The 26,580-nt window shown below is 65.7% G+C and carries 26 protein-coding genes; 16 read left to right on the top strand and 10 right to left on the bottom strand.

Annotated features, from left to right (window positions below; genetic code table 11):
* Positions 1-25 precede the first annotated feature (25 nt).
* The gene (gene hrcA / locus JQ633_RS14935; protein WP_211985795.1) at positions 26-1,114 is read left to right on the top strand and encodes a heat-inducible transcriptional repressor HrcA; all 1,089 of its coding nucleotides are present in this window, start codon (positions 26-28) and stop codon (positions 1,112-1,114) included.
* Between the two features lie 164 nt (positions 1,115-1,278).
* Positions 1,279-1,884 (top strand): nucleotide exchange factor GrpE, encoded by a 606-nt coding sequence (gene grpE / locus JQ633_RS14930; protein WP_211985794.1) that lies wholly within the window; start codon positions 1,279-1,281, stop codon positions 1,882-1,884.
* 24 nt (positions 1,885-1,908) lie between these two features.
* Here the strand turns inward: grpE and JQ633_RS14925 are convergent, their stop codons facing one another.
* The 4 genes from JQ633_RS14925 to JQ633_RS14910 all read right to left on the bottom strand — a co-directional run bounded on the left by JQ633_RS14925 (position 1,909) and on the right by JQ633_RS14910 (position 5,012).
* Positions 1,909-2,331: a VOC family protein gene (locus JQ633_RS14925; RefSeq protein ID WP_211985793.1), complete on the bottom strand. Its 423-nt coding sequence runs from the start codon at positions 2,329-2,331 to the stop codon at positions 1,909-1,911.
* An 80-nt stretch (positions 2,332-2,411) separates the two neighbouring features.
* Entirely contained in the window at positions 2,412-3,257 is an 846-nt protein-coding gene (locus tag JQ633_RS14920) for an AraC family transcriptional regulator (RefSeq protein ID WP_211985792.1), read from the bottom strand.
* A gap of 17 nt (positions 3,258-3,274) precedes the next feature.
* Positions 3,275-3,985 carry a bifunctional nicotinamidase/pyrazinamidase gene (pncA, locus tag JQ633_RS14915; protein WP_211985791.1) on the bottom strand — a complete coding sequence of 237 codons (711 nt, stop codon included), beginning with the start codon at positions 3,983-3,985 and terminating at the stop codon, positions 3,275-3,277.
* A gap of 88 nt (positions 3,986-4,073) precedes the next feature.
* On the bottom strand, positions 4,074-5,012 hold the full coding sequence (locus JQ633_RS14910; RefSeq protein ID WP_211985790.1) for a hypothetical protein: 939 nt from the start codon (positions 5,010-5,012) through the stop codon (positions 4,074-4,076).
* Between the two features lie 598 nt (positions 5,013-5,610).
* Between JQ633_RS14910 and dnaK the strand changes: the two genes are divergently transcribed.
* From dnaK to JQ633_RS14870, 8 genes are all read left to right on the top strand, one after another.
* Entirely contained in the window at positions 5,611-7,512 is a 1,902-nt protein-coding gene (dnaK, locus tag JQ633_RS14905) for a molecular chaperone DnaK (RefSeq protein WP_211985789.1), read from the top strand.
* Positions 7,513-7,658: 146 nt separating this feature from the next.
* Positions 7,659-8,789, top strand: a complete 1,131-nt coding sequence (gene dnaJ, locus JQ633_RS14900) for a molecular chaperone DnaJ (protein WP_211985788.1) — start codon at positions 7,659-7,661, stop codon at positions 8,787-8,789.
* 95 nt (positions 8,790-8,884) lie between these two features.
* Positions 8,885-9,487, top strand: coding sequence for a class I SAM-dependent methyltransferase (locus JQ633_RS14895; protein ID WP_211985787.1), 603 nt, complete (start codon positions 8,885-8,887; stop codon positions 9,485-9,487).
* 50 nt (positions 9,488-9,537) lie between these two features.
* Entirely contained in the window at positions 9,538-10,116 is a 579-nt protein-coding gene (locus tag JQ633_RS14890; protein WP_211985786.1) for an NADPH-dependent FMN reductase, read from the top strand.
* 6 nt (positions 10,117-10,122) lie between these two features.
* A complete protein-coding gene (pyrF, locus tag JQ633_RS14885) occupies positions 10,123-10,836 on the top strand; it encodes an orotidine-5'-phosphate decarboxylase (protein WP_211985785.1) in 714 nt (237 codons plus the stop codon).
* Positions 10,837-10,918: 82 nt separating this feature from the next.
* Positions 10,919-11,221 carry a DUF1330 domain-containing protein gene (locus JQ633_RS14880; protein ID WP_211985784.1) on the top strand — a complete coding sequence of 101 codons (303 nt, stop codon included), beginning with the start codon at positions 10,919-10,921 and terminating at the stop codon, positions 11,219-11,221.
* Between the two features lie 69 nt (positions 11,222-11,290).
* On the top strand, positions 11,291-12,103 hold the full coding sequence (gene dapB / locus JQ633_RS14875) for a 4-hydroxy-tetrahydrodipicolinate reductase (protein WP_211985783.1): 813 nt from the start codon (positions 11,291-11,293) through the stop codon (positions 12,101-12,103).
* Positions 12,104-12,209: 106 nt separating this feature from the next.
* Positions 12,210-12,833 carry a 2,3-bisphosphoglycerate-dependent phosphoglycerate mutase gene (locus JQ633_RS14870; RefSeq protein WP_211985782.1) on the top strand — a complete coding sequence of 208 codons (624 nt, stop codon included), beginning with the start codon at positions 12,210-12,212 and terminating at the stop codon, positions 12,831-12,833.
* A 78-nt stretch (positions 12,834-12,911) separates the two neighbouring features.
* Here the strand turns inward: JQ633_RS14870 and JQ633_RS14865 are convergent, their stop codons facing one another.
* Both JQ633_RS14865 and JQ633_RS14860 read right to left on the bottom strand, forming a co-directional pair.
* On the bottom strand, positions 12,912-13,808 hold the full coding sequence (locus JQ633_RS14865; RefSeq protein WP_211985781.1) for a methylated-DNA--[protein]-cysteine S-methyltransferase: 897 nt from the start codon (positions 13,806-13,808) through the stop codon (positions 12,912-12,914).
* Positions 13,809-13,865: 57 nt separating this feature from the next.
* Entirely contained in the window at positions 13,866-14,408 is a 543-nt protein-coding gene (locus JQ633_RS14860; protein WP_211985780.1) for a DUF2244 domain-containing protein, read from the bottom strand.
* Between the two features lie 22 nt (positions 14,409-14,430).
* Here JQ633_RS14860 and nth point away from each other — a divergent pair, with 22 nt between their 5' ends.
* The 3 genes from nth (at position 14,431) to JQ633_RS14845 (ending at position 18,059) form a co-directional block, all read left to right on the top strand.
* On the top strand, positions 14,431-15,231 hold the full coding sequence (gene nth / locus JQ633_RS14855; protein ID WP_211985779.1) for an endonuclease III: 801 nt from the start codon (positions 14,431-14,433) through the stop codon (positions 15,229-15,231).
* Between the two features lie 127 nt (positions 15,232-15,358).
* Positions 15,359-16,447, top strand: coding sequence for an HlyD family secretion protein (locus JQ633_RS14850; protein ID WP_349631566.1), 1,089 nt, complete (start codon positions 15,359-15,361; stop codon positions 16,445-16,447).
* Positions 16,434-18,059, top strand: a complete 1,626-nt coding sequence (locus JQ633_RS14845) for an MFS transporter (protein WP_211985777.1) — start codon at positions 16,434-16,436, stop codon at positions 18,057-18,059. The genes JQ633_RS14850 and JQ633_RS14845 overlap by 14 nt, the downstream gene beginning before the upstream one ends.
* A gap of 9 nt (positions 18,060-18,068) precedes the next feature.
* Here the strand turns inward: JQ633_RS14845 and JQ633_RS14840 are convergent, their stop codons facing one another.
* The 3 genes from JQ633_RS14840 to JQ633_RS14830 form a co-directional block, all read right to left on the bottom strand.
* A complete protein-coding gene (locus JQ633_RS14840) occupies positions 18,069-18,821 on the bottom strand; it encodes a sulfate transporter family protein (RefSeq protein ID WP_211985776.1) in 753 nt (250 codons plus the stop codon).
* A 99-nt stretch (positions 18,822-18,920) separates the two neighbouring features.
* Positions 18,921-20,336 carry an MFS transporter gene (locus JQ633_RS14835; RefSeq protein WP_211985775.1) on the bottom strand — a complete coding sequence of 472 codons (1,416 nt, stop codon included), beginning with the start codon at positions 20,334-20,336 and terminating at the stop codon, positions 18,921-18,923.
* 136 nt (positions 20,337-20,472) lie between these two features.
* Positions 20,473-21,399 carry a LysR family transcriptional regulator gene (locus tag JQ633_RS14830; RefSeq protein ID WP_211985774.1) on the bottom strand — a complete coding sequence of 309 codons (927 nt, stop codon included), beginning with the start codon at positions 21,397-21,399 and terminating at the stop codon, positions 20,473-20,475.
* A 172-nt stretch (positions 21,400-21,571) separates the two neighbouring features.
* Here JQ633_RS14830 and JQ633_RS14825 point away from each other — a divergent pair, with 172 nt between their 5' ends.
* Both JQ633_RS14825 and JQ633_RS14820 read left to right on the top strand, forming a co-directional pair.
* Complete coding sequence (locus JQ633_RS14825; protein WP_211985773.1) at positions 21,572-22,741, top strand: CaiB/BaiF CoA transferase family protein; 1,170 nt, start codon at positions 21,572-21,574, stop codon at positions 22,739-22,741.
* Positions 22,742-22,748: 7 nt separating this feature from the next.
* Positions 22,749-23,696, top strand: a complete 948-nt coding sequence (locus tag JQ633_RS14820; protein ID WP_211985772.1) for a hydroxymethylglutaryl-CoA lyase — start codon at positions 22,749-22,751, stop codon at positions 23,694-23,696.
* A gap of 100 nt (positions 23,697-23,796) precedes the next feature.
* Here the strand turns inward: JQ633_RS14820 and nikR are convergent, their stop codons facing one another.
* Positions 23,797-24,234 (bottom strand): nickel-responsive transcriptional regulator NikR, encoded by a 438-nt coding sequence (gene nikR, locus JQ633_RS14815; RefSeq protein WP_211985771.1) that lies wholly within the window; start codon positions 24,232-24,234, stop codon positions 23,797-23,799.
* 185 nt (positions 24,235-24,419) lie between these two features.
* On the opposite strand from nikR, the gene JQ633_RS14810 reads away from it, so the two are divergent.
* Positions 24,420-26,579, top strand: a complete 2,160-nt coding sequence (locus JQ633_RS14810; RefSeq protein ID WP_249159371.1) for a TonB-dependent receptor — start codon at positions 24,420-24,422, stop codon at positions 26,577-26,579.
* Position 26,580 lies beyond the last annotated feature (1 nt).

Raw genomic sequence — 26,580 nt, 5'->3', positions numbered from 1 at the left:
GGGGCAATTGCAGTGGAGAGGAGTGTTGGCTCAGCACGATCCGATTAGCCTGATCACGCCCTATGCGGGGCTGGCCCAGCTCAACGAGCGCTCGCGCGACATTTTTCGTCAAATCGTCGAAAGCTACCTTGCGACCGGCGAACCGGTCGGCTCGCGCAACATCTCGCGCCTGATCGCGTTACCGCTGTCGCCGGCCTCGGTCCGCAATGTGATGTCGGACCTCGAGCAGCTCGGGCTGATCTACGCGCCGCATACCTCGGCGGGCCGGCTGCCGACCGAGCTCGGCCTGCGCTTCTTCGTCGACGCCCTGATGCAGCTCGGCGATCTCACTGAAGCCGAGCGGCAGTCGATCCAGACCCAGCTCGCCGCGGTCGGGCGCGCCCAGACCGTCGAGGCGGCGCTCGGCGAGGCGCTGACCCGGCTGTCGGGCCTGACGCGGGCTGCCGCGGTGGTGCTGACGCCGAAATCGAACGCGCGGCTGAAGCACATCGAGTTCGTGCGGCTGGAGCCGGAGCGGGCGCTGGTCGTGCTGGTCGGCGAAGACGGCCAGGTCGAAAACCGCGTGCTGACGCTGCCCCCGGGCGTTCCCTCCTCGGTGCTGACCGAGGCGACCAACTTCCTCAATGCGCGGATCCGCGGCCGGACACTGGCGGAAGCGCGGCTCGAGCTCGAGACGGCGCTGACGCAAAGCCGCGCCGAGCTCGATCAGCTCACGCAAAAGGTCATATCGGCCGGCATCGCCAGCTGGTCCGGCGGCGAGAGCGAGGCCCGGCAGCTGATCGTGCGCGGCCACGCCAATCTGCTGGAGGACCTGCACGCGCTCGACGATCTCGAGCGCATCAAGTCGCTGTTCGACGATCTCGAGACCAAGCGCGGCGTGATCGACCTGCTCGGCCGTGCCGAACAGGGCGAGGGTGTGCGGATCTTCATCGGCTCGGAGAACAAGCTGTTCTCGCTGTCGGGTTCCTCGACCATCGTCGCGCCCTACAGCGATGCCCAGGGCCGGATCGTCGGCGTCCTCGGCGTGATCGGGCCGACGCGGCTGAACTACGCAAGGGTGATCCCGACCGTCGATTACGCCGCCCGCATCGTCAGCAGGATATTGGGCGGCTGACCGGCACGGAATTAACTCTCATATGACGCAATTTCGTCATGTGAACCGCGCGCCGCCCGACCCGGAAATGTCAGGTAACGCTTGATTTTCGCCGCCCAAAGCACGATATCCCGGCCAGCAATCCCCAAGATGTGAACCGACGCGAGTTTTCGAGAAGGCATGCCATGACCGATCCGAACCGGGCCAACGACAACACCGAGAACTCGGCGCAGACCGGCGAGCCGGTGGTCTCCAAGCCCTACATCATGCCCGACGATCCCGAGGTGGGCTCGGCCGAGGCGCTGAACAAGGAACTCGGCGAGACGCGCGACAAGATGCTGCGCACGCTGGCCGAGATGGAAAACCTCCGTCAGCGCACCCGCCGCGAGGTCGCCGACGCCAAGACCTACGGCATCACCGGCTTCGCCCGCGACGTGCTCGACATCGCCGACAATCTGCAGCGCGCGCTGGACGCGGTCCCGGCCGAAACCAAGGAAGCTGCCGATCCCGGCCTGAAGGCGCTGCTTGAAGGCGTCGAACTGACCGAGCGCTCGCTGCTCAACACGCTGGAGAAGAACGGCGTCAAGAAGTTCGATCCGATCGGCGAGAAGTTCGATCCGAACTTCCAGCAGGCGATGTTCGAGGTGCCCGATGCGTCGGTGCCGTCGGGCACCGTGGTGCAGGTGGTGCAGGCCGGCTACATGATCGGTGAACGCATCCTGCGTCCGGCGCTGGTCGGCGTTTCCAAGGGCGGCGCCAAGGCCGCCCCGGCGACCGACTTCACGGCCTGATCGCATAGGTCGCAGCGGCTTCCCTCATAGCGGCTTCTCATGGACCTTCGGCCAGTAAGTGCCGAAGCTCCAGAGATTGCCCTCCGGATCGCGGCAGGCGAAATCGCGGCTGCCGTAGTCGGTATTGTACAGTTCCCTCTCGATCGTCGCTCCCGCCGCCTTTGCCCGTGCGTACAGCGCGTCGGGATCGTCGACCGCGACATAGATGGAATCGGTGCGGCGGCCATCGCTGTTGCCGACGAGCTTGCCGTACGCATCGTCACGGACCTGGCCGAGCATCAGCAACGAGGAACCGAAGGCGAGCTCGGCGTGGTGGATCACGCCGCCGTCGCGGTAGACGACGCGCTCGGTGAAGCCGAACACCTTCTTGAACCACTCGATCATCGCCTCGGCATCCTTGCAGCGCAGGGTCGGATAGATGCGCGGCGCTTCGATAGTTTGAGTCATGTCACACGGCCTCCTTTGGCTGTTCGCCTGATGATGGCGGCACTATGCGTGAGGCAACGCGGCACTGGCTTGAAGGTTTGTTACCGGTCCGCGTCGACGCGAACCAGCCGGCCATCGGTCAGCGCCAGGCGGCGCGCCCAGGCGGTCGGCGGTTCCCCGGCGAACTCGACGAATTCGCGGGCGAGATGGGCCTGGTCGGCGTGGCCGCTCTCGGCTGCGATTGCCGCCCAGCCGCGGGTCGTTCCGCTTTGCGCGAGCCGGCTGGCACGGTGAAAGCGCATCATGCGCGCCAGCGATTTCGGAGCGAGCCCGAGTTCGGATCGAAACCGGTCGACCAGATGCTTGCGGCTCCAGCCGATCTCTCCGGCCAGCGCCGTGATCCGTGCGGCGCCGGCGGACCGCGCCAGCTTGCGATAGGCGAACACGATCTCCGGTGACGGCGCGCGCCCGAGGCGACCGAGGATGAATGCCTCGATCAGATCGAAGCGGTGCTGCCAACACGCCGCGGCGCCGAGCCGCTCGCGCAGCCGGTGGCCGTCATGGCCGAGCACGTCGTCGATCTCGACCATGCGCCCGGCGAGCTCGGTGACGGTGCCGCCGAAGAAGCTGTAGGCGCCGAGTGGCGTGAAATCGACCTGCACGCAGGCGGCCCGGCCATCGGACTCGACGTAGACCGGTCCCGCGAACAGGCCGGCGGCGAAGCTGAGCTGGCGATCGGACGCATCCGGCTCGCGCCCGAGCGCGATCAGAAATGGTGTGCCGAAGCTGATGATCAACGGGACGATCAGCGGCGCGGTCTGCCGCTGCGCGTACCGGCCGCTGGCCGTCTCGTGATAGCCCGTCATGGCGACGATCAGCCCCGCCATGCGCGGCGACGGCGCGCGCTGCACGAAGTCGAAGGCCAAGGGAGCCGCGAATTCGGACATATGGATCGGCGCGTCGGCTAGGCAATATCCGACGACTGGATGCGCTTGACGCCAGCCTTGGCCATGTCCGTCCAGGCCTTGGCGAGCGAACCCTGGGTGTCGATGCCGCGGCAGGCGTCTTCAACCACATAGGTTTCGAAGCCGGCCTTGCGGGCGTCGAGCGCGGTCCAGGCGACGCAGAAGTCGGTCGCGAGCCCCGCCACGAACACGCGCTTGACCTTGCGCGCCTTGAGATAGGCGGCGAGGCCCGTGGTGGTCTTGCCGTCGGCCTCGGTGAAGGCGGAATAGCTGTCGACGTCCTTGTGGAAGCCCTTGCGGATGATCAGCTCGGCCTGCGGGATCGCGAGATCCTTCGACAGCGAGGCGCCATCAGTGCCCTGCACGCAGTGGTCGGGCCACAGCACCTGCTTGCCATAGGCGAGGTCGATCGTCTCGAACGGCTTCTTGCCGGAATGGACCGAGGCGAAGGAGACGTGGCCGGGCGTGTGCCAGTCCTGCGTCATCACCACATTGGCAAAACTCTTGGCGATCTTGTTGATGACCGGCACCACCTGCTCGCCGTCCTTCACGGCGAGGCTGCCGCCGGGCAGGAAGCAGTTCTGGACATCGATCACCAACAGCGCCGAGGCATCGTCGGGCTTGATCGCGGCCGCCAAAAGCTCGTCCGGAAGCAGGCCCGCCAGCGCCGCCGCACCAAGACCCGCAACGATCTGTCGTCGATCCAACATCGCGCCCCTCCTCGCTGTTCGCGTGAAACCGCGCGAGGAGGCTAGTTCCGTTCGAGAGAGCGCGAAAGCCCGATTTTTCGGCCGCCGGTCAGCCGCGCGGCTGGATGCCGTCGCGCACAGCGCGGAAGCGCGGGAAGGCCTTCTCCCACTCGGTGCGCGGCGAGCTGCCGATGATGCGCATCGAGGTTTGCGCGCCGAACCGCAGCCACTGCACGATGGTCACCGGCGTATTGTCCTTGCCGCTGGTGGCGTCGATCCGCGTCTCGAAGCCGGGCTGGCCGTCGATCCGAATCGGCTCGGACATCGTGATGCGCCCGTCGCGCACGCCGGGGATCGTGGTGGCGATCTGCTGGGCGAAGCGGCCGCGATCGTCGGGGGTGGCCGGCGCCGAGGCGATGATGCCGAGCAGCATGAACGGCTTGGTCTCAAGCCCGGCCTTCTCGTCGCCGTCCGCCATCAGCAGCGCCGCGCCCGGCGCCAGCATGCGGACATTCCTGAAGTCGCTGAGCTGCGTGACCTTGAACGGCATCATACCGAGCTGCTCGTCGACCGGGACTTCGTTGCGGATCACGGCGGTGGCGAACATCTGCCGGATGGCGTCGTCGGTGTAGATCCTGGAGGCGTTCTCGGGGACTTGCACCGCGACATAGGCGGAGAAGGTCGGGCCCGGCAGGATCATGGAGTAGCGCCGCACATTGGTGGTGCCGTCGCGCGCGCTCTCCACGGTGTAATAGGCAAGGCCGGCCGCCGTCTCGAGGCTCTCCGGCTTGATGCCGCCGGTGCCGCCGGGGTTGGCCTTGAAGGCGTTTACGACCTCGTTGTAGGCGTCCGCCGGCAGATCGGCGATCAAGACCTTCACGCCCTGGTCCTCGGTCTCGAAGCCGATGAAGTTCTTGGCGCGGACCAGCCCGACCAGCGGCTTCATGCCGACATGCGCGCCCGGCGGAAACACCGCGTCGGCCGCTAGGGCAGAACAGGTCGCAGCAATCAGCAAGGCAACCGCAGCGAGAACTCGAATTGGCGTCATGGAGGAATCTACCGGGTTTGCTTGGAGGCCCTGCTAGACGGGGCCGGTGCGGGGGGCTGGGCGGGCCTCATCAGTCGGCCCGCTTTTAGCGGTTTTGATGGCCCGGCAACAGGGTCGACCGGGCCACCGTTCCTGCCGGCCGCCCGGATTCCCCGGCGTTAAGAGCAGGTGGCGCCGCCCTTTCCGGATGTTTCCCGGGATTTCCGGGGGAGAGCGAAGCCGGGAGCGCGGCGATAGCCAGCGGCCAAACAGCGCGCCCGGCGGCTCTGGCACATCGCGGGCGCGCGGTTGGATTGTGAGTGTTCACTCAACAGCGCGGCCCGATTTCGTGGCGCAAGACCGGGTTGATCCGGCGCTCCGTCATTGCCATTTGTTAACATGTTTAGAGGTTGAACTGGCGCCGGGCCGGGACTGACACAATCTTTCAAACGTCAGTCTTTTCAGGCCTCAACGTAACGTCCAGTCCTTGCGGGCACGACCCTCTCTCCTATATCAGGCTCACCGTCGCAATATCGCGAGTATGTGAACGTCTGGGGGTTCGGTACGGAGCGCCGTCAGGGCCCAACCAACCTGCCGTAGCAAAGAGGATATGAAAACCATGGGTAAGGTCATTGGGATCGACCTCGGCACCACGAATTCGTGCGTCGCCGTTATGGATGGCAAGAACGCCAGGGTGATCGAGAATGCCGAGGGCATGCGGACGACGCCGTCGATCGTTGCCTTCACCGACGATGGCGAGCGCCTCGTCGGCCAGCCGGCGAAGCGCCAGGCGGTGACCAATCCCGAGCGTACGTTCTTTGCGGTGAAGCGCCTGATCGGCCGCCGCTACGACGACCCGATGGTCGAGAAGGACAAGAAGCTCGTTCCCTACAAGATCGTCAAGGCATCGAACGGCGACGCCTGGGTCGAAGCCGATGGCAAGACCTACTCGCCCTCGCAGGTCTCGGCCTTCATCCTGCAGAAGATGAAGGAGACCGCTGAGGCGCATCTCGGCCAGAAGGTCGATCAGGCCGTCATCACCGTTCCCGCTTATTTCAACGACGCGCAGCGTCAGGCCACCAAGGACGCCGGCAAGATCGCCGGTCTCGAAGTGCTGCGCATCATCAACGAGCCGACTGCGGCTGCGCTCGCCTACGGTCTCGACAAGACCAAGACCGGCACGATCGCGGTGTACGACCTCGGCGGCGGCACCTTCGACATCTCGATCCTCGAGATCGGCGATGGCGTGTTCGAGGTGAAGTCGACCAACGGCGACACCTTCCTCGGCGGTGAAGACTTCGACATGCGGCTGGTCGGCTATCTCGCCGACGAGTTCCAGAAGGAGCAGGGCATCAACCTGCGCAACGACAAGCTGGCGCTGCAGCGCCTGAAGGAAGCCGCGGAGAAGGCCAAGATCGAGCTGTCGTCGACCACGCAGACCGAGATCAACCTGCCGTTCATCACGGCCGACCAGACCGGTCCGAAGCATCTGACGATGAAGCTGACCCGCGCCAAGTTCGAGGCGCTGGTGGCCGACCTCGTCGAGAAGACCATCGAGCCGTGCCGCAAGGCGCTGAAGGATGCCGGCCTTACCGCCGGCGAGATCGGCGAAGTGGTGCTGGTCGGCGGCATGACCCGCATGCCGAAGATCCAGGAAGTCGTGAAGCAGTTCTTCGGCAAGGAGCCGCACAAGGGCGTCAACCCGGATGAGGTTGTCGCGATCGGTGCGGCGATCCAGGCCGGCGTGCTGCAGGGCGACGTCAAGGACGTGCTGCTGCTCGACGTGACCCCGCTTTCGCTGGGCATCGAGACGCTGGGCGGCGTGTTCACCCGCATCATCGACCGCAACACCACGATCCCGACCAAGAAGAGCCAGGTGTTCTCGACGGCCGAAGACAATCAGGGCGCCGTCACCATCCGCGTCTTCCAGGGCGAGCGTGAAATGGCGGCCGACAACAAGATGCTCGGCCAGTTCGACCTGATGGGCATTCCGCCGGCTCCGCGCGGCATGCCGCAGATCGAGGTTACCTTCGACATCGACGCCAACGGCATCGTCAACGTCTCGGCCAAGGACAAGGCGACCGGCAAGGAACAGCAGATCCGGATCCAGGCATCCGGCGGTCTGTCCGAAGCCGACATCGAGAAGATGGTCAAGGACGCCGAGGCCAATGCGGCCGAGGACAAGAAGCGCCGCGAGGCGGTGGACGCCAAGAACCATGCCGACGGCCTGGTTCATTCGACCGAGAAGGCGCTGGCCGAACACGGTTCGAAGATCGCCGACACCGAGCGTCGTGCCATCGAGGACGCCGTCAGCGACCTCAAGGAAGCGCTGAAGGGCGACGACGCCGAGGCGATCAAGGCCAAGACCAACACGCTGGCGCAGGCCTCGATGAAGCTCGGCGAGGCCATGTACAAGCAGCAGGCCGAGGCCGATGCGGCCAAGGACGCTGCAAAGGATGACGTCGTCGACGCGGAGTTCACCGAGGTCGACGACGACAAGAACAACAAGAAGTCTGCTTAAACGCGGATTGGAACATGGCCCTCACACCAAAGAGCACGCCAAGCGTCTCGATGGAGTGGGGGTCATTTTTCGTTAAAGCGATCGCTACATCTTTTAGACAGGCGCCATCCTCCGCGATCGCCACGAACTTCGGACGGAATTGACGGATGTCCACCAAGCGCTGCTACTACGAGACCCTCGAAGTCGAGCGAAACGCGGACGAGACCAAGCTGAAGGCGGCCTTCCGCAAGCTCGCGATGAAGTGGCATCCGGACAAGAATCCGGGCGACGCCAGCAGCGAGGTCCGCTTCAAGGAAATCAACGAAGCCTATGAGGTGCTGAAGGACGGCGACAAGCGCGCCGCCTATGACCGCTTCGGCCACGCCGCTTTCGAGCAGGGCATGGGCGGCGGTGGTCCCGGTTTCGGCGCCGGCTTCGCCTCGTCCTTCTCCGACATTTTCGAGGACCTGTTCGGCATGGCCGGGCAGCGCCGCAGCGGCGGCCGCGAGCGCGGCGCCGATTTGCGCTACAACATGGAAATCACGCTCGAGGACGCGTTCCTGGGCAAGACCGCGCAGATCGAGATTCCGGTCTCCGTCACCTGCGAATCCTGCTCAGGCACCGGCGCCAAGGCCGGCACCAAGCCGAAGACCTGCTCGCTGTGCGGCGGCGCCGGCCGCATCCGCCAGGCCCAAGGCTTCTTCACGCTGGAGCGCACCTGCCATGGCTGTCAGGGCCGCGGCCAGATGATCGAGGACGCCTGCACCTCCTGCGCCGGCTCCGGCCGGGTGACGCGCGATCGCACGCTGTCGGTCAACATTCCGCCCGGTGTCGAGGACGGCACCCGGATTCGTCTTGCCGGCGAAGGCGAGGCCGGTGTCCGCGGCGGTCCGCCCGGCGACCTCTACATCTTCCTGTCGCTGACCACGCACCAGCTGTTCCAGCGCGATGGCGCCGACCTGCATTGCCGCGTGCCGATCTCGATGGTGACCGCTGCGCTCGGCGGCGAATTCGAAGTGCCGACCATCGACAAGGGCCACACCAAGGTGAAAGTGCCGTCCGGCACCCAGTCCGGCCGGCGATTCCGCATCGCATCAAAGGGTATGCCGGTGCTCCGCTCGCGCCAGACCGGTGACATGTATGTCCAGGTCATGGTCGAAACGCCGCAGAATCTGACCAAGAAACAACAGGAATTGCTGCGTGAGTTCGAAAAGCTGTCGTCCGGCGCAACCCAGCCGGAGGCCGCGGGTTTCTTCTCTAAGGTCAAGGACTTCTTCGGCAACCGCACTCCCCAGTAGTTGTCGTCATGCTTGACCATGGCGGTTTCGATCTATACGTCTTTGTGACTGTTTTCTGACAACCGCTCGGTTGTGCGGTCCCGCCTGGTAGCGACATGCCCTTGCAATCGTCCGTGCGTGCGTCGAAGAAGCCTCTCCGTCTCGACGATGAGGTTCGCTTTCTCCGTTCATGGATTGAAAAGCCGCTGCATATGGGCGCGGTAATGCCGTCCGGACGGCTGCTCGCGCGCACCATGGCGCAATATGTCGACGCGAACGCGGAAGGGCCGGTCATCGAACTTGGACCCGGGACCGGGGCGATCACCAACGCCCTGATCGAGCACGGCGTCGATCAGAAGCGGCTCGTCCTGGTGGAATACAATCCCGGCTTCTGCGCGCTGCTGCGCGAGCGCTACCCGCATGCCAGGGTGGTCCAGGGTGACGCCTACCGGCTTCGCGATACGCTGTGGGAGGTCCTGAAGTCTCCGGCCTCGGCCGTGGTCTCCGGCCTGCCGCTGGTCACCAAGCCGATGCTGACCCGCCTGCGGCTGGTCCGCGATTCCTTCCTGGCGCTCGCCCCCGGCGCGCCCTTCGTCCAGTTCACCTATTCGGTGGTGCCGCCGATTCCGAAGTCGCTGCCCGGCGTGTCCACAGAGGCCTCGGAGCGGATCTGGATGAACCTTCCGCCGGCCCGGGTCTGGGTGTATCGCAAGGGCTGAAACGCGCCTTGCGCCATCGCGCTGGGCCGGTCCCAACCGCGATGTCCTGAATGTCAGCGCTGAAAATCCTCGTCATCCCGGGATCGCTTCGATCCGGCTCGCTCAATGCGAAGCTGGCGGTCGTGCTGGCGCAGGAACTGGCCAAGCTCGGCGCCGACGTCACCCGCATCTCGCTCGGCGATTTTCCGCTGCCGATCTATGACGGCGATCTGCAGGCCAGATCCGGCGTGCCGCAGCATGCCGTCAATCTCAAGCGGATGATCGGCGCGCACCACGGCGTGTTGATCGTGACGCCGGAATACAATTCCTCGGTGCCGGCGCTGGTGAAGAACACCATCGACTGGATCAGCCGCGTGCAGGATACGCACGAGGTTCGCGGCCAGGTGTTCCACGACCGCGTGTTCGCGATCGCGGCGGCCTCGGGCAACCGGCTCGGCGGCACCCGCGCGCTGGCCGCCTTGCGGCTGATCCTGTCGGCGTGCCGCGCCACCGTGATCCCGAACCAGCTCGCGCTGTCCTTTGCCGAGCAGGCCTATGACGACATGGATCGTCTGAAGCATCAGGCCGACATCGATGCGATGCGCGCACTGGTGGGACAGCTGATCGACCATTCCCAACGCATGATGTGAGGTGACATGCAGCCTGCGAAGATCGCTCCGAGAGACCGGTTGATTGTGGCGCTCGATCTGCCCTCCGTGGCGGCCGCCGAGGCGATGATCGAGACGCTCGGCGACAGCGTGAGCTTCTACAAGATCGGCTATCAGCTCGGTTATGCCGGCGGCCTGCCGCTGGCGAAGCAACTGGCAAGCCGCGGCAAGAAGATCTTCCTCGATCTCAAGATGCACGACATCGGCAACACGGTCGCGCGCGGCGTCGAGAGCGTCGCGGCGCTCGGCGCAACCTTCCTCACCGTGCATGCCTATCCGCAGACCATGAAGGCCGCGGTCGAGGCGCGCGCCGGCACCTCGCTCAAGATCCTCGCGGTCACCGTGCTGACGTCGTACGACGACAGCGACCTTCACGCGGCGGGCTATCGCCTCAACGTCTCCGATCTCGTCGAAGCGCGCGCCCGGCAGGCGCAGGCGCTCGGCATCGACGGCATCGTCAGCTCACCCGAGGAGGCCGCGGCGCTGCGCAGGATCGTCGGCGATCAGATCCATCTGGTGACGCCGGGTATCCGCCCCGCGGGATCCGCCACCGGCGACCAGAAGCGCATCATGACGCCGGCGCGCGCAATCGCCGCCGGCGCCGATTATCTGGTGGTCGGACGTCCCGTCGTGGAGGCAGCCGATCCGAAGGCTGCGGCTGAAGCCATTCACGCCGAGATTTCTCAAGCACTCGGAGCATGATCCGGAAAACTGCGAAGCGGCTTCCCGAAAAGGTCATGCTCGAAACAAAAGCCTCTATGAACAACAACAAGGGAGAACAGAGATGGCGAAGGGATACTGGATCGGGCGCGTCGACGTGCACAATGACGAGGGCTACAAGCCCTACGCGGCGGCCAATCTTGCGATCTTCAAGAAGTTCGGCGGGCGCTACGTGGTGCGTGGCGGCCAGTTCACCGGCGTCGAGGGCCAGAGCCGCGCGCGCAATGTCGTGATCGAATTCCCCGACTATGCGGCGGCGATGGCCTGCTACAACTCGCCGGAATACCAGGACAACATCAAGGTGCGGCAACCCCATTCGATCGCCGATCTGATCGTCATCGAGGGCTATGACGGCCCGCAGCCCTGAGCGCTGCGGCAGGCTCCGTTTGGTTGCCGGAACAGCCATGGCTCGCTATACCGCATGGAGAGGTGAGCCATGGCTGACATGCGTCTGATTGTTGCGGGAGCCGGCGGCCGGATGGGCCGCACGCTGACGCGGGTGATTTCTGAAACGGCGGGAGCGGAGCTGGTCGGCGCGCTGGAGGCGCCCGGTTCCGAGCTGCTCGGCAAGGACGCCGGCGTGCTCGCGGGCCTGCCGGCCAACGGCGTCGCGCTGTCGGCCGACCTGTGGTCGATGACAGCCAATGCCGACGGCATCCTGGATTTCACCGTGCCGGCCGCCACCATCGCCAATGTCGCGATCGCGGCTGAGCGCGGCCTCGTCCACGTCATCGGCACCACCGGCATGTCGCCGTCGGACGATGCGGTGATCCGCAGCGTCACCAACCGCGCCATCGTGGTGAAGTCGGGCAATATGAGCCTCGGCGTCAACCTGCTCGCCGCGCTGGTCAAGCGCGTCGCACAGTCGCTCGACCAGAGCTTCGACATCGAGATCCTCGAGATGCACCACAAGTCCAAGATCGACGCGCCGTCGGGCACCGCGCTGATGCTCGGCGAAGCCGCCGCGTCCGGCCGCAAGATCGCACTGGCGCAGCATTCGGCGCGCGGCCGCGACGGTCTCACCGGCGCGCGGCGTCCCGGCGATATCGGTTTTGCCTCGCTGCGCGGCGGCACTGCGGCGGGCGATCACAGCGTGATCTTTGCCGGCCCGTATGAGCGTCTGACGTTGTCGCATCATGCCGAGGACCGCACGCTGTTCGCGCAGGGCGCGCTGAAGGCGGCGCTGTGGGCGCACGGCCAGAAGCCCGGCATGTACTCGATGGCCGACGTGCTGGGGCTCGGCGACTGAGCATGATCCGGAAATGTGCGAAGCGGTTTTCCGAGACAATCATGCTTGAACGAAAAGCAAGCGCGCGACCAGATCAAATCCAGCCTAAGCGAAACGGAATCCTGAAATGAGTGATCGTCTTCTTGTGCTCGTTCGTCACGGTCAGAGCGAATGGAATCTGAAGAACCTGTTCACCGGGTGGAAAGACCCCGATCTCACCGAGCAGGGCATTGCCGAGGCGAAGGATGCCGGCCGCAAGCTGAAGGCGCGAGACTTGTCGTTTGACGTCGCCTTCACCTCCGACCTCACGCGCGCCCAGCACACGCTGAAGCTGATGCTGGCCGAGATTGGCCAGACCGGACTGCCGACCACGAAGAACCTTGCGCTCAACGAACGCGACTACGGCGATCTCTCCGGCCTCAACAAGGATGACGCCCGCAAGAAATGGGGCGAGGACCAGGTGCTGATCTGGCGCCGTTCCTACGACGTGCCGCCGCCCGGCGGCGAAAGCCTGAAGGACACGCTGGCGCGCACGCTGCCCTATTACGTGCAGGAGATCCTGCCCGGCGTGCTGCGCGGCCAGCGCACGCTGATCGCCGCCCACGGCAATTCGCTGCGCGCGCTGATCATGGTGCTGGAGAAGCTGACGCCCGAGCAGATCCTCAAGCGCGAACTCGGCACCGGCGTGCCGGTGGTCTACCGGCTCAATGCCGATTCGACGGTGGCGTCGAAGGTGGATCTGGCCGGGTAGTTCTCTCCACGTGTCGTCCCGGCGAAAGCCGGGACGACACCGAATGTTTGGTGACGCGTTTGCGTTACTTGATCCAGTCTAATGCAGCCCGACCTGCCCGGCTTCCCAGCCCAGCATCGCCTGCTTGCGGGTGACGCCCCAGTGGTAGCCGGTCAGCGCGCCGCTCTTGCCGAGGGCGCGATGGCAGGGCACCACGAATGACACCGGGTTGCGGCCGACCGCGGCGCCGACGGCGCGCGAGGCCTTTGGATTATCGATCTTGCAGGCGATGTCGGAATAGCTGACCGCGCGGCCCATCGGAATCTTGAGCAGGGTCTCCCACACCCGCACCTCGAAGTCGGTGCCGATCAGCACGACGCGCAGCGGCTGGTCGGCGCGCCACAGCCTGGTGTCGAAGATGCGCTGCGCCAGTCCCACGGTGCCGTTGGTGTCCTCGACATAGGTCGCGTTCGGCCAGCGCCGCTTCATGTCGGCGAACGCGGCCTGCTCGTCGCCGTGATCGGCGAAGGCGAGGCCGGCGAGTCCGCGGCCGCTCGCGATCACGATCGCGGTGCCGAACGGCGAGGCATGGAAGCCGTAGCGCAGCGTCATGCCGGCGCCGCCGTTCTTCCATTCGCCCGGCGACATCGCCTCATGGGTGACGAACAGGTCATGCAGCCGGCCCGGGCCCGACAGGCCGGAGTCGAGCGCCGCGTCGAGCACGCTGGCGGAATCGCGCAGCAGGTTCTTGGCGTGGTCCAGCGTCAGCGCCTGCATGAAGGCCTTCGGCGTCAGCCCGGCCCAGCGGCGGAACAGATGGTGCAATTCATCCGGCGTGACGGCGGCCGCATCGGCCATCGCCTCGATGGTCGGCTGCGTGCGCCAGTGCTCGGAGATGAAAGCGATCGCGCGCCGCACCGAGTCGTAGTCGCGCAACGCGGCGTTCTGGGGGCCCGGCTTGGCCAGGCGCTGATCATGTATGGCGAGGGTCATCATGGTGTCTGATTTAGGAGCCATGGCGCGCCGGAACCACCCGATTTCTGACAAGCTCGTTCAAGCAATTGGATTGTAGGTCGGGCCGCGTTTCGCGGTATTCAAGGCAGCAGTCAAGGCTTTGGAAAAGCTGGCCTTTTCCTCGGGGCCGAGGAAACTGCCGATGCTGACCCGGCGGCCCCGGGAGACCAGGTAAAGCCGCTCGATGCCGAACTCCTCATGCTCGATCTGCTCGAACCGCACCCAGAGCGGATTGAGCACCCATTCCGCGACGTGGCCGCGGTGGCTGACCCGGCGCACCCGCAACTCGGAGGCGGTCACGGTGATCTCCTCGCTCGCTTTGGCGGTGCGGAAATTGACCTTGAACGCCCAGTAGATCACCAGCACGTCGAGGCCGAAGAAACCGAAGATCGGCCAGGCGCCCAGCCACCAGAACACCGCGCCGGCGACGAAGCTGACGACGGTGACGAACGACATCAGGACGATGAAGCCGGTGCGGTTGAGCGAACGATGCGGCGTCAGCAACGCCGAGAACAGCGCCGGCTCGGCCGCGGCGGCATTCGCTTCAACATCCTGCTCTGGAAAGTCGTTGCCTGCGGTCATGACGTGTCAGTATATCCCGTTCATGGCCAAAATCATCCGCGCTCAACGCGCCAAATCCCAACGCGCCAAAACGTCCAGCGTTCGGTCAGCGCCTAAGAAGAAGCCCGCGAAAACGGCAAAGTCGCTGCCCAAAGTTGCGGCAAAGAAAGTCGCCAAGGAATCGGCAAAGAAAGTGGTCAAGCCGAAGCCCTGGACCGCGGAGGAGGTCTTTGAAGCCTTCAGCCGGTTCCGCAAGGCCAACCCGGAGCCCAAGGGCGAGCTCGAGCATCTCAATCCCTACACGCTGCTGGTCGCGGTGGTGCTGTCGGCGCAGGCGACCGACGCCGGCGTCAACAAGGCGACGCGGTCGCTGTTCGCGGTCGCCGATACGCCGGAGAAGATGATCGCGCTCGGCGAGGACAGCGTACGCGACTACATCAAGACGATCGGGCTCTATCGCAACAAGGCCAGGAACGTCATCGCGCTCTCCGAGAAGCTGATCGCCGAGTTCGGCGGTGAGGTGCCGCGCACGCGCGCCGAGATCGAGTCATTGCCCGGTGCGGGGCGCAAGACCGCGAACGTCGTGCTCAACATGGCGTTCGGCGAGCACACCATGGCGGTCGATACCCATGTCTTTCGCGTCGGCAATCGCACCGGGCTTGCGCCGGGCAAGACGCCGCTCGAGGTCGAGCTCGGGCTGGAGAAGGTGATCCCGACCGAATTCATGCTGCATGCGCATCACTGGCTGATCCTGCATGGCCGCTACACCTGCCTCGCGCGCGGACCGCGTTGCGAGGTATGCCTGATCAACGATCTTTGCCGGTGGCCGGAGAAGACCGTCTAAGGCATGGTCCGCAACATGTGTCGTTAGCCTCGCCCGGCAATCCGGAGTGTGGTCGAGGGAGTTTGTCGTGACAGAACAGGTTCAAAGCAGTCCGCCAGCCGCCAGTCCGGCGCCTGCTCCGGCCGCGGTGCCGGCTCAGCCGCAACCGGCGGCAGGCGGCTTCTGGGGCCGTTTCGCGATTCCGCTGTTCGCGGTTCTTGTTGCGCTGGTGTTCATCGCGGTCGCGACCACGCATTGGAACGCGTGGGTCGGCAGCGCGACGATCCAGACCACCGATGATGCCTATGTGCGGGCCGAGCTGACCCAGCTCGCGAGCCGCGTGTCCGGCGAAGTGCTCACCGTTGCCATCTCCGATTTCCAGCGCGTCAAGGCCGGCGATCTGCTGGTGCAGATCGATCCCGCCGACTACCAGGCGCAGGTCGCGCAGGCCGAGGCCGGTGTGGTCGGCGCGCAGGCGGTGCTCGACAACCTCAATAATCAGGTCGAGCTGCAATACGCGACGATCGCGCAGGGCGAAGCCTCGCGGCTGTCCGCCGAGGCGCAGGAGACGCTGGCGCGGCAGGAGGACGAGCGCCAGCAATCGCTGTCGCAAACCGACGCCGGCACGCGCCAGCGCCTCGAACAGGCGACCGCGGCCTATGCCAAGGCACAGGCCGACGTGCGCGCCAGCCGCGCGGTGGTCGCCGCGCAACGCCACCAGCTCGATGTCCTGCAGGGCACCAAGAAGCAGCGCGCGGCCGATCTCGACGGCGCCAAGGCACAGCTCGCGCAGGCCAAGCTCAAGCTCGGCTATACCAGGATCGTCGCGCCGTTCGACGGCGTCACCGGCGAGCGCCAGGTGCAGCCGGGCGACTACGTCAATATCGGCACCAATCTGGTCAACGTCGTGCCGCTGCCGAACGTCTATGTGATCGCCAACTACAAGGAGACCCAGCTGACCAACGTCAAGCCGGGCCAGCCGGTCGAGGTCACCGTGGATACGTTCTCCGGCCAGAAGCTGCGCGGCGTGGTCGAGCGCATCGCGCCGGCGAGCGGCTCGCAATTCGCGCTGCTGCCGCCCGACAACGCCACCGGCAATTTCACCAAGGTGGTGCAGCGCATCCCGGTCCGCATCCGGTTCGACAAGGACCAGCCCTTGCTCGAACGCCTGCTGCCGGGCATGTCGGTCGTGACGCGCATCAACACCGGCGAGGCGGTCGCCAATGGCGGAAAGTGACGACCGCAACAGCAGCCCGATCTCGCAGGGCGGCGTCGCGCAATATCCGCTGTTCGCGGTCGGCGCCGTGCTGCTCGGCGCCTTCCTGGCGAATTTCGACAGCCGCCTGACCACGGTCGGCCTGCCCGACCTGCGCGGCGCCTTCGGGCTCGGCTTCGACGAGGGCGCCTGGCTCTCGACGGCCGCGATCGGCTCGCAGATCTTCATCGCGCCTGCGGTCGCCTGGCTCGCCACCGTGTTCGGCCTGCGCCGAGTGCTGGGGATTCCGAGCCTCGTTTACGCCTTGGTCTCGCTGACTATCCCGTTCGTGCGCGACTACACCACGCTGATCGCGCTCAGCATCGCCCACGGCATGCTGCTCGGCACCTTCGTGCCGGCGACGCTGATGATCATCCTGCGCAACCTGCCGACCCACTGGTGGCTGCCGGCGATCTCGATCTACTCGATCCGCGTCGGCTTCTCGCTGGACTCCTCGAGCTCGCTGGTCGGCTTCTATGTCGAACATCTCGGCTGGCCCTGGCTGTACTGGCAGGGCGCGCTGATCGCGCCGCTGATGGGGCTGATGGTCTATCTCGGCACGCCGAACGAGCCGGTCAATCGCGACCTGCTGCGCCACGCCGATTGGGGCGGCATGCTGCTGCTCGGCGCCGGCGTGTCGATGATCTATGCCGGGCTCGACCAGGGCAATCGGCTGGACTGGCTGGAATCGGGCACCGTGATGGCGCTCCTGATCGGGGGCGCGGTGCTGTTCGTCGGCTTCATGATCAACGAGACGCTGGTGCGCCGGCCCTGGGCGCATTTCAACGTGCTGTTCTCGCGCAATGTCGGGCTCGCGCTGATCGTCATCCTGCTCTACACGCTGACCAGCCTGTCGAACTCGTCGCTGGTCCCGAACTTCCTCGGCACCATCACGGCGCTGCGGCCGGAACAGTCCGGCGTGCTGCTGTTCACCTATGGCGCACTGCCGATGGTCGTGCTGGTGCCGGTCTCGATCTTCCTGCTCCGTCATCTCGATCCGCGCATTGTCGTCGTGCTCGGCTTCTCGGCGTTCGCCGCGGCCAATCTCTGGGGCACGCAGCTGAGCCATGTCTGGGCCCGCGAGGATTTTGTCGGCATCGTGTTGCTGATGTCGGTCGGTCAGGCGCTCACCTTGCTGCCGATCATCATCATGGCGCTGTCCAATGCCGACCCGGCGCGATCGACGGCATTCGCGGCCTACATCCAGATCAGCCGGCTAGGCGGCGCCGAGATCGGGATCTCGCTGATGGGGACCTGGCTGCGGGTCCGCGAGCAGATCCATTCCAACTATCTCGGCCAGTATGTGCAGCATGGCGCTTCCGACGTGCTGCGCCTGTTGCGGCGGATGGAGGAGAGCTTCGCCGCCCACGGTGCCGGCACCGCGATGGCGCGCGCGGTCGGAACGCTCGCGGCGCTCGTGCAGCGCGAGGCCAACACGCTCGCCTATATCGACGGCTTCTGGCTGTGCTTCTGGATCGCGATGCTGGCGCTGTTCCTGGTGGCGTTGATCAAGCGCGCGCCGCAAGGCCCGTTGTCGCCGGTGCCGTTCAATTTGCCGAAGCGCTTGTTCAGGAAGCGCGATGTCCCTGCCTGACGGCGCAGGCTACCGCATCGAGACTTCCTGACGCCGCGCCGGTTCGATCAGCTCCGGCCGCGGGCCGGACAGCCGCTTGTGCATGTGGACCATGAAGGCCATGCCGAACACCGGCGTCGCGAGATTGACGACCGGGATCGAGACGAACGCCGCGATGAACAGGCCGGCCGTGAATACGGTCGCCGCATGCTCCTTGCGCATCGCCTTGGCTTCCGCCGGCGAGCGGAACCGCATCGCCGCCAGCTCGAAATATTCGCGCCCCAACAGCCATGCGGTGGCGAGGAAGAAGATGATGAAGCCGGCGCCCGCGAACAGCACGAAGGGCAGGGCGACCAGGTAGACCAGAACAGTGAGCAGCGCCGTCTTGACGCCCTCGATGGTGGCGACCGTGACCGGCAGCGCCACGCCGGGCTGCTCGGCCGGATAGTGCTCGCGCTCGACATGATCGGCGACGTCGTCGACGAACAGGCTCGCGATCAGCGAGGTGACCGCGGGCATCAGGAAGATGCCGCCGAGCACGACGCCGAGGCCGGCTGCGATCGAAATAATCCAGGACAGCACATGCAGCGTGGAATGGAAGTTGGGGCCGAGCATGCCCTCGGCCCAGACCTCGCCAGTGTCGGCAAACCAGCTCAAGAGCCGCTGCAGCCCGATCGCCAGCACGGTGATCAACACCAGCGCAAGCCCGATCGAGCGCCACAGGATCGAGCGCATCGGCGGCGACAACATTTGCGAAAGCGCCTTGACGGCGGCGTCCAACATGACCGGGTTACCTCTGTAAAAAGTTCTCGCGAGAGGTAGACACCCAATACGGCTTCGGCAAGGGCCGCTTTCGTCGCGGCCCGATCCGAACCGAATGCGCTAGGCGTCGAGCGGCTTGCCGCGGACCGCGGGTCCCCAGACGCCGATGGCGACGATCACGATGATCATTGCCGCGGTGATCAGGCCGAACACGCCGCCGACGCCGGCCTCCTTCAGCATGAAGGCGACGATGAAGCCGGAGAAGGTCGCGCTGAGCCGGCTCATCGAATAGACCAGCCCCGCCGCGCGGGCGCGGATCGCGGTCGGGAACACCTCGGTCTGGTAGGCGTGGTAGGCGTAGGACAGCGTCATGTTGGCGCCGGTCACCAGCACGCCGCTGGCGATCAAGAGCGCCGGCGTCGAGAATTGCGCGAACCCCATGCCGAACAGCGCGATCGCCGCAGCGGCGCCGCAGATGATCCATTTGCGCTCGAAGCGATCGGCGAAGGTCGATGCGAGCAACGGCGCCAGCGGATAGGCGAACGCGATGATGAAGGAATATTGCAGGCTCTTGGTGACGTTGATGCCCTTCTCGACCAGCAGCGCCGGAACCCAGTTGGCGAAACCGTAGACGCCGAACGCCTGGCAGAGATTGAAGATCATGAACAGCACGACGAGGGAGGCATAAGGCGGCCGGAACAGATCGGCATAACCGGACACGGTGACCGGTGTCCGCGCAGTCGCGATCATCACCGGGGCCGCCGGCCGCGTCGCAGCCGTGCCGGCGGCGGCCTCGAGCGTCCGCATGATCTGGTCGGCTTCGTGGGCACGGCCGTGGCGGGCCAGCCAGAGCGGGCTCTCCGGCACGTAGAGCCGCAGCACCCAGATCACCATGCTGGCGGCGGCGCCGATCAGCACCACCCAGCGCCAGCCGTCGATGCCGTAAGGCGATAGCGGCACCAGCCACCACGACAAGGCAGCTACGATCGGCACCGCCGACAGCATCACCGCCTGGTTGATCGCAAAGGCGCGGCCGCGGATCCGGCTCGGCACCAATTCGGTGATGTAGGCATCGATGGTGACGACCTCGATGCCGATCCCGATCCCGGCGATGAAGCGCCACAGCAGGAGGCCGCCCGGCGTCGTCTGGCACGCCATGATCACGGATGCCGCGGTGTAGAACAGCAGCGACCAGGTGAAGATCGCCTTGCGCCCGAAGCGGTCGGCAAGGAAACCGAGGAAGAAGGTTCCGACGAACAGACCGGCGAAGGTGGCAGCGACGAAGGCGCCGATGCCGGAGAAACCGAAGAACGCCTGCGTCGTCGTGGTCATCAGCCCGCTGCGGGCGAGGCCCGGCGCGATGTAGCCGGTGAAGAACAGATCGTAGATCTCGAAGCAGCCGCCGAGCGAGAGCAGGATCACGAGGCGCCAGATATGCGCGGAGGCCGGCAGCGTCTCGAGCCGCCGCGAGATGTCGTCGGGTCCGCTGGTCGTGCTGGCAAGGTCGGCGGCCGAGCCGAGTTCGACGGCGCTCATGTTGGTCCTCCCCGGATGGTGGGCCGCCTTTCTTGGGAAGGCGTGCGGGTCGCGCAATGTTTGGCGCTGGGAAGCCAGAAATCCAGACGAACATATCGATGGGATCGTTCGAGATTTTCGATGGCGCTATCCCGGCTCACATCAAAAGGCTGGCCTGCCAGGCGCCGCGGCCGACCTGCTCGGCGACGAGGGCGCGGATCAGCCGGCACATCTCCTCCATCACATAGGTCATCGGGCGGTTGCGCAGCCGGCAGAGATAGAGCGTGCGGGTCAGTTTCGGTTCTATCACCTCGCGCGCGACCAGCGTCTTCGCCTTCAACTGCTCCTTCACGAACAGATCGGTCGCGATCGTGCAGCCGAGCCCGTCGGTGAGCGCGCCGATCATCCCGGTGATCGAGTTGAGCCGCATGATCGCGTTCGCCTCCAGCCGCTTCAGCAGCACCGGATCGTCGAGCAGCGCGCGCGACGACAATCCGTAGAGCAAGAGGATCAGCGGCAGCCGCGTCACCTCCTCGAAGCTGATCGGCGCCCTGGACTTGCCGACCAGCTTCTCGGTGCCGACGCAGAACATCTGTTCCTCCAGCACCGGCTCGGCGATCAGGTCCTTTTCCGCCGGCGGATTGTAGACCAGCGCGAGGTCGATCTCTGACCGCATCAGATGCAGCAGCGTCGCGCCGGACAGGCTCTCGGTCAGCGACAGTTTCACGTTGGGATACTTCGTCAGCACGGTCCGCATCAGCGGCACGCCGATCGCCTTCATCCCGGAATTGGCCATGCCGATCGAGATGTCGCCGGCGATGACGCTGCCGCCTTCCTTGATCTCGCGTTCGGCCGCCGCCATTGCGCGCAGGATGATGCGGGCGTGCTCGTAGAGCCGCTCGCCCGCCGCGGTCGGTTCCATGCCGCGCGGCTTGCGCTCGAACAGCGGCGTTGCGAATTCGGCCTCGAGATTGGCGATGTGGTGGCTCAGCGCGGACTGCGCGACATTGGCCTGGTCGGCCGCCCGCGACAGGTTGCGCTGCTCGTAAACCGCGATGAAATAGCGAAGCTGGCGCGAATCCATCAAAATCCAGCGTTCTAGAACCACGAATACACTATTCGACAGATTATATTTTTCAGATAGCGTACGGAAGCCTAGCCTGCGCGGATACCAAAGCGTTTTCGCGCCAGGCCGGACCCGGTTCTCGGGAAGAAAACGCGTCAGAAACAAGAGCGCAACGAGCACGGAGCAACCGATGTCGGGAAGCGGACTGCCACTGGAAGGCGTCAGGGTCATCGAGATGACCCACATGGTAATGGGGCCGACCTGCGGCATGATCCTGGCGCAACTCGGCGCCGAGGTGATCAAGGTCGAACCTCCCGCAGGCGACAAGACCCGCTCGCTCGGCGGCATGGGCGTCTCGTTCTTCCCGCTGTTCAACCGCGGCAAGCGCAGCGTCGTGCTCGACTTCGCCAAGGCCGAAGACCGCGAGACCATGCACCAGCTGCTCGCCGGCGCCGACGTGTTCCTGGAGAATTTTCGCGACGGCCAGCTCGACAAGCAGGGCCTCGGCGCCGAGGAGCTGCGCAAAAAATATCCGCACCTGATCATCGCCGGACACAAGGGCTTCCTGTCCGGCCCCTACGACCATCGCCCGGCGCTGGACGAGGTCGTGCAGATGATGTCGGGCCTCGCAACGATGACCGGCACCCGCGACAAGCCGCAGCGCGTCGGCTCCTCCGCCAACGACATCATGGGCGGCATGTTCGGCGTGATCGCGATCGTCTCCGCGCTCTACCAGAAGCGCGGCGGCAAGACCGATGGCGCCGACATCCGCATCGGCCTGTTCGAGAACTGCCTGTTCCTGGTCGCCCAGCACATGGTCGAGTACGAGATGACCGGCCGCAAGCCGCGCTCAATGCCGGAGCGTGAGCACGCCTGGCCGGTCTACGACATCTTCGATGCCGCCGGCGGCGACCGCATCTTCATCGGCGTCGTCACCGAAGGCCATTGGCAGAGTTTCTGCCGTGAGTTCGGACTGCAGGAATTCGCCGACGATCCGACCTTGCGCACCACCACCGACCGCATCATGGCGCGCGACCGGATCATTCCGCGCATCGCCGAGGTGATCAAAGGCTGGAACGTGGCGGACCTCTCGGCCAGGCTCGACGCGCTCAACATCTGCTTCTCGCCGATCAACCGGCCGGAGGATCTGCTGCAGGATCCGCATGTGCTGCGCCCCGGCGGCCTCGTCAACAACGTCAACGCCGACGGCAAGCCGTTCCGCGTGCCGGCGCTGCCGGTCGAATTGAACGGAAAAAATATTGGCGAAGGCCTGAAGGTGCCGGTGCTTGGCGAAGATACCGACGATGTCCGCGCCGAGCTCGAACAACAAAAACGCTCATCAACCGGAAACGCTGCGTGAGGCTGCCATGACCCGCGTCCACGATATCTATCCCAACGACAGAGTGACCCTGCGCGAAGTCGGCCTGCGCGACGGCCTGCAATTGGTGAAGACCTTCCCGTCGACATCGGCCAAGCAGCGCTGGGTGCGCGATGAATACGCTGCCGGGGTAAGGCATTTCGAGGTCGGCTCGTTCCTGCCGGCCAAGACCTTTCCGCAATTCGTCGACGTGCGCGACGTCGTCGCCACGATCGCCGCACTGCCCGGCGCGCACGGCATCGCGCTGGTGCTGAACGAGCGCGGCGTCAACGAGGCGCTGGCATCCGGCGTCGGCGAGGTTGCCACGGTGGTGTCGGCGACCGAGGAGCACAGCCAGGCCAACGCCAACCGCTCGCGGGAGTCCGCGATCGAGAACGTCAGGCGGCTCTGCGAATTGCGCGATGCCAGCGCGCACAAGCCGGTGGTCAATGCCGCGATCTCGATGGCGCTGGGCTGTTCGATCGTCGGCGCCGTCGATCCGGCCGAGGTGCTGCGCCTCACCGAGAAGCTCTACGAGGCCGGCGTCGACATGGTCGCGATCGCCGATACCGTCGGCTATGCCGGGCCGAAGCAGGTCGGCGAGCTGACGCGCGGCGCGGTGAAGATCGCCGGCGCCAAGCCGGTCTGTGTCCACCTGCATGACACCCGCGGCATGGGCATCGCCAATGCCTCCGCTGCGCTCGACGAAGGCGCCCGCGTGCTCGACGGCTCGCTCGGCGGCCTCGGCGGCTGCCCGTTCGCGCCGGGCGCGACAGGCAATGTGGTGTTCGAGGACCTCGTGTTCCTCTGCGAGAGCAAGGGATTTCCGACCGGCATCGATCTCGACCGTCTCGTCGAGGTGCGCGCGATCCTCAAGGCCGAGATGCCGAACGAAGCGCTCTATGGCGGCCTCGCGCGCGCCGGCCTGCCGCGCGGCACCAACGCGAAGGCGGCGTAGCCGAATCCGTAGCCCGGATGCAGCGAAGCGTAATCCGGGGCAGTCTATCCGCGGATGCGGGGTCCCGGATTTCGCTTCGCTGCATCCGGGCTACGGTTCCTCAATCGTGGCGATGCCCGCGCTTGCGCGGCTTCTTCTCCCCCGCCGTCGGGATCATCACGACGCGGCCGTAGCGGACGCCCCGCTCGGCGATGATGTGGTCGGCGAGATGCCGCACCTCGCCGCTGTCACCCTGCAGCGCCGTCACCTCCATGCAGCTGTCGTCGTCGAGATGGACGTGCAGCGTCGCCAGCGACAGATCGTGATGGCCGTGGAAATTCTGCACCAGCCGCTTCGACAGATCGCGCGCGGCATGATCATAGACATAGACCAGCGCCGCGACGCACTGCCCTGACGGTGCCTCCTCCGCGCTCTGCTGCAGCCCGGCGCGGGCGAGGTCGCGGATGATCTCGGAGCGGTTCTGATAACCGCGCGCCTCCGCGGCCGCGTCGATCTCCGCGAGCAGATCGTCCTCGATGGTGATGGTGATGCGTTGCATGGACCTATCCGTGGGCCCGGGTTGCAGTATGACATTTGTATTGTAACATCATACTACGGCGGGCTGGCGTGGCTTGCCGGGGTTGGTGGGACTGTGCGGTCGTCGCGCGACTGTAGCAGTATCGTGCGGGAGTGGTCGTGCGTCGTACTGGATGGCGGATATTTCCCGCGGCGGCAGCCGCAGCGATGTTCGTGCCGGTGGCCGAGGCTGAGACTGTCTCCGGTCCGGCCGGCCAGTTGCCGCCGGTGACAGTGACGTCGCCCGATCACGTCCCACCCAAGCGCGCCAAGCCCTCGCAGCGTTCACGCCATGCGGCTGGCAGATGGAAACCGGCGGCGCCGCAGGTGAATCAATCGCCTGCCGCCGCGGTGGCAGGCGGCATCAGCGCCGGCTCCGCAGCCTCGCAGGCGGCCGGCCTGCTGCCGACCGCGGCCAGCGCGACACAGATCAGCGGCGAGGAGGTCAATGCACGCCCGTTCTCGCGCCCCGGCGAGGCATTGGAGGTGGTGCCGGGCCTGATCGTCACCCAGCATTCCGGTGAGGGCAAAGCCAACCAGTATTTTCTGCGCGGCTTCAATCTCGATCACGGCACCGATCTCGCCATCACCGTCGACGGCATGCCGGTCAACATGCCGACCCACGGTCACGGCCAGGGGTATGCCGACATCAACTTCCTGATCCCGGAGCTGATCCGCTCGGTCGATGTCCGCAAGGGTCCTTACTACGCGGACAAGGGCGATTTCGCCTCCGCTGGCGCGGTCGACATCAATTATCTCAACGGCCTGCCGAAGAACATCGTGGAGCTGACCGCCGGCAGCTTCGGCTATCGGCGCGCGCTCGCCGCGGGCTCGACCAAGGTCGGCGAGGGCACGCTGCTCGCAGCTTACGAAGCCAACAGATACAACGGCCCCTGGGACGTGCCGGACGACGTCCGCAAGCTCAACGGCGTGCTGCGCTACAGCCAGGGCACCGCGACCGACGGCTTCTCGTTGACCGCGATGGCCTATGCCAACGGCTGGAATTCAACCGACCAGGTCGCGCAGCGCGCGATCGATCAGGGCTTGATCGACCGCTATGGTACGCTCAATCCGACCGATGGCGGCACCGCGAGCCGCTTCAGCCTGTCCGGCAGCTGGGCGCAGTCGAGCGACTACGGACAGACCAAGGCCAACGCCTATGTGATCCGCTCGTCGCTGCAGCTCTACAACGACTTCACCTACTTCCTCGACGATCCCGTCAACGGCGACCAGTTCAGCCAGACCGACAGACGCACCGTCTACGGCTTCGACGCCAGCCATGCCTTCGATGGGCGCGTGGCCGGGATCGACACGCAGACCCGGGTCGGCGTGCAGACCCGCTACGACGATATCAATGTCGGGCTGTTCAAGACGGTGCAGCGGCAGATCCTGTCCACCGTGCGTAGCGACCAGGTGCAGGAGGGGAGCGTCGCGCTGTGGGCCGATACCACGGCGCGCTGGACCGACTGGCTGCGCACCACGGTCGGCATCCGCGAGGATTACTTCGCCGGCCACGTGCTGAGCGACACGCCGCAGAATTCCGGCAACGCAGAGGCGGCGATGACGAGCCCGAAGGCCGGCATCGTGCTCGGCCCTTGGTTCAAGACCGAATTCTACGGCAATACCGGCTACGGCCTGCACTCCAACGACATCCGCGGCGCGACCATCACGGTCGATCCCAACGACAAGGTGACGCCGCTCGAGCGCGTGCCGCTGCTGGTGCGCTCGAAGGGCGCCGAACTCGGCATCCGCACCCGCGCGATCGACGGGCTCACCTCGTCGCTCGCCGTGTTCGTGCTCGATTTCGATTCCGAGCTGCTGTTCGTCGGCGATGCCGGCACCACCGAGCCGAGCCGGCCGAGCCGGCGCGTCGGCGTCGAGTGGACCAACCAGTACAAGCTGCTGCCCTGGATGCGGCTTGATTTCGATCTCGCCTATACCCGGGCTCGCTTCACGGATGTCGATCCGGTGGGAAATTTCATTCCGGGCGCACCCAGCTGGATCGCCAGCGGTGGCATCACCCTCGGCCGCGAGAATGGCTGGTTCGGGAGCTTGCGCGCCCGCTATTTCGGTCCGCGCCCGCTGATCGAGGACGACAGCGTCCGCTCGCAATCGTCGTTCATCGTCAACGCACGCGCCGGCTACAGATTCGAAAACGGGACGCGGCTGCAGCTGGACGTGTTCAATCTGTTCAACGCGCAGACCAACCAGATCGAATATTACTATCTGTCGCGGCTGCCGGGCGAACCGATCGACGGCGTCGCCGACCGCCATGTGCATCCCGCCGAGCCGCTCGCCGTGCGCCTGACGCTGGCGGCGACATTCTAGC

Origin of the sequence: Bradyrhizobium tropiciagri (assembly GCF_018130505.1) — a bacterium.
Lineage (GTDB): Bacteria > Pseudomonadota > Alphaproteobacteria > Rhizobiales > Xanthobacteraceae > Bradyrhizobium > Bradyrhizobium tropiciagri_B.
Note: the sequence above shows the minus strand (reverse complement) of the source record. Positions and strands in the feature narration are given on the sequence as shown.

Excerpts from the sequence above, each read along its gene's own strand:
- JQ633_RS14840 (WP_211985776.1), bottom strand. The coding sequence starts at position 18,821 with ATGTTGGACGCCGCCGTCAAGGCGCTTTCGCAAATGTTGTCGCCGCCG.
- JQ633_RS14810 (WP_249159371.1), top strand. The coding sequence starts at position 24,420 with ATGTTCGTGCCGGTGGCCGAGGCTGAGACTGTCTCCGGTCCGGCCGGC.
- grpE (WP_211985794.1), top strand. The coding sequence starts at position 1,279 with ATGACCGATCCGAACCGGGCCAACGACAACACCGAGAACTCGGCGCAG.
- dnaJ (WP_211985788.1), top strand. The coding sequence starts at position 7,659 with ATGTCCACCAAGCGCTGCTACTACGAGACCCTCGAAGTCGAGCGAAAC.
- JQ633_RS14890 (WP_211985786.1), top strand. The coding sequence starts at position 9,538 with ATGTCAGCGCTGAAAATCCTCGTCATCCCGGGATCGCTTCGATCCGGC.
- JQ633_RS14910 (WP_211985790.1), bottom strand. The coding sequence starts at position 5,012 with ATGACGCCAATTCGAGTTCTCGCTGCGGTTGCCTTGCTGATTGCTGCG.
- dnaK (WP_211985789.1), top strand. The coding sequence starts at position 5,611 with ATGGGTAAGGTCATTGGGATCGACCTCGGCACCACGAATTCGTGCGTC.
- JQ633_RS14860 (WP_211985780.1), bottom strand. The coding sequence starts at position 14,408 with ATGACCGCAGGCAACGACTTTCCAGAGCAGGATGTTGAAGCGAATGCC.
- JQ633_RS14870 (WP_211985782.1), top strand. The coding sequence starts at position 12,210 with ATGAGTGATCGTCTTCTTGTGCTCGTTCGTCACGGTCAGAGCGAATGG.
- JQ633_RS14880 (WP_211985784.1), top strand. The coding sequence starts at position 10,919 with ATGGCGAAGGGATACTGGATCGGGCGCGTCGACGTGCACAATGACGAG.
- JQ633_RS14830 (WP_211985774.1), bottom strand. The coding sequence starts at position 21,399 with ATGGATTCGCGCCAGCTTCGCTATTTCATCGCGGTTTACGAGCAGCGC.
- JQ633_RS14835 (WP_211985775.1), bottom strand. The coding sequence starts at position 20,336 with ATGAGCGCCGTCGAACTCGGCTCGGCCGCCGACCTTGCCAGCACGACC.
- pncA (WP_211985791.1), bottom strand. The coding sequence starts at position 3,985 with ATGTTGGATCGACGACAGATCGTTGCGGGTCTTGGTGCGGCGGCGCTG.
- JQ633_RS14865 (WP_211985781.1), bottom strand. The coding sequence starts at position 13,808 with ATGATGACCCTCGCCATACATGATCAGCGCCTGGCCAAGCCGGGCCCC.
- JQ633_RS14820 (WP_211985772.1), top strand. The coding sequence starts at position 22,749 with ATGACCCGCGTCCACGATATCTATCCCAACGACAGAGTGACCCTGCGC.
- dapB (WP_211985783.1), top strand. The coding sequence starts at position 11,291 with ATGGCTGACATGCGTCTGATTGTTGCGGGAGCCGGCGGCCGGATGGGC.
- JQ633_RS14845 (WP_211985777.1), top strand. The coding sequence starts at position 16,434 with ATGGCGGAAAGTGACGACCGCAACAGCAGCCCGATCTCGCAGGGCGGC.
- nikR (WP_211985771.1), bottom strand. The coding sequence starts at position 24,234 with ATGCAACGCATCACCATCACCATCGAGGACGATCTGCTCGCGGAGATC.
- pyrF (WP_211985785.1), top strand. The coding sequence starts at position 10,123 with ATGCAGCCTGCGAAGATCGCTCCGAGAGACCGGTTGATTGTGGCGCTC.
- JQ633_RS14895 (WP_211985787.1), top strand. The coding sequence starts at position 8,885 with ATGCCCTTGCAATCGTCCGTGCGTGCGTCGAAGAAGCCTCTCCGTCTC.
- JQ633_RS14920 (WP_211985792.1), bottom strand. The coding sequence starts at position 3,257 with ATGTCCGAATTCGCGGCTCCCTTGGCCTTCGACTTCGTGCAGCGCGCG.
- JQ633_RS14925 (WP_211985793.1), bottom strand. The coding sequence starts at position 2,331 with ATGACTCAAACTATCGAAGCGCCGCGCATCTATCCGACCCTGCGCTGC.
- nth (WP_211985779.1), top strand. The coding sequence starts at position 14,431 with ATGGCCAAAATCATCCGCGCTCAACGCGCCAAATCCCAACGCGCCAAA.
- JQ633_RS14825 (WP_211985773.1), top strand. The coding sequence starts at position 21,572 with ATGTCGGGAAGCGGACTGCCACTGGAAGGCGTCAGGGTCATCGAGATG.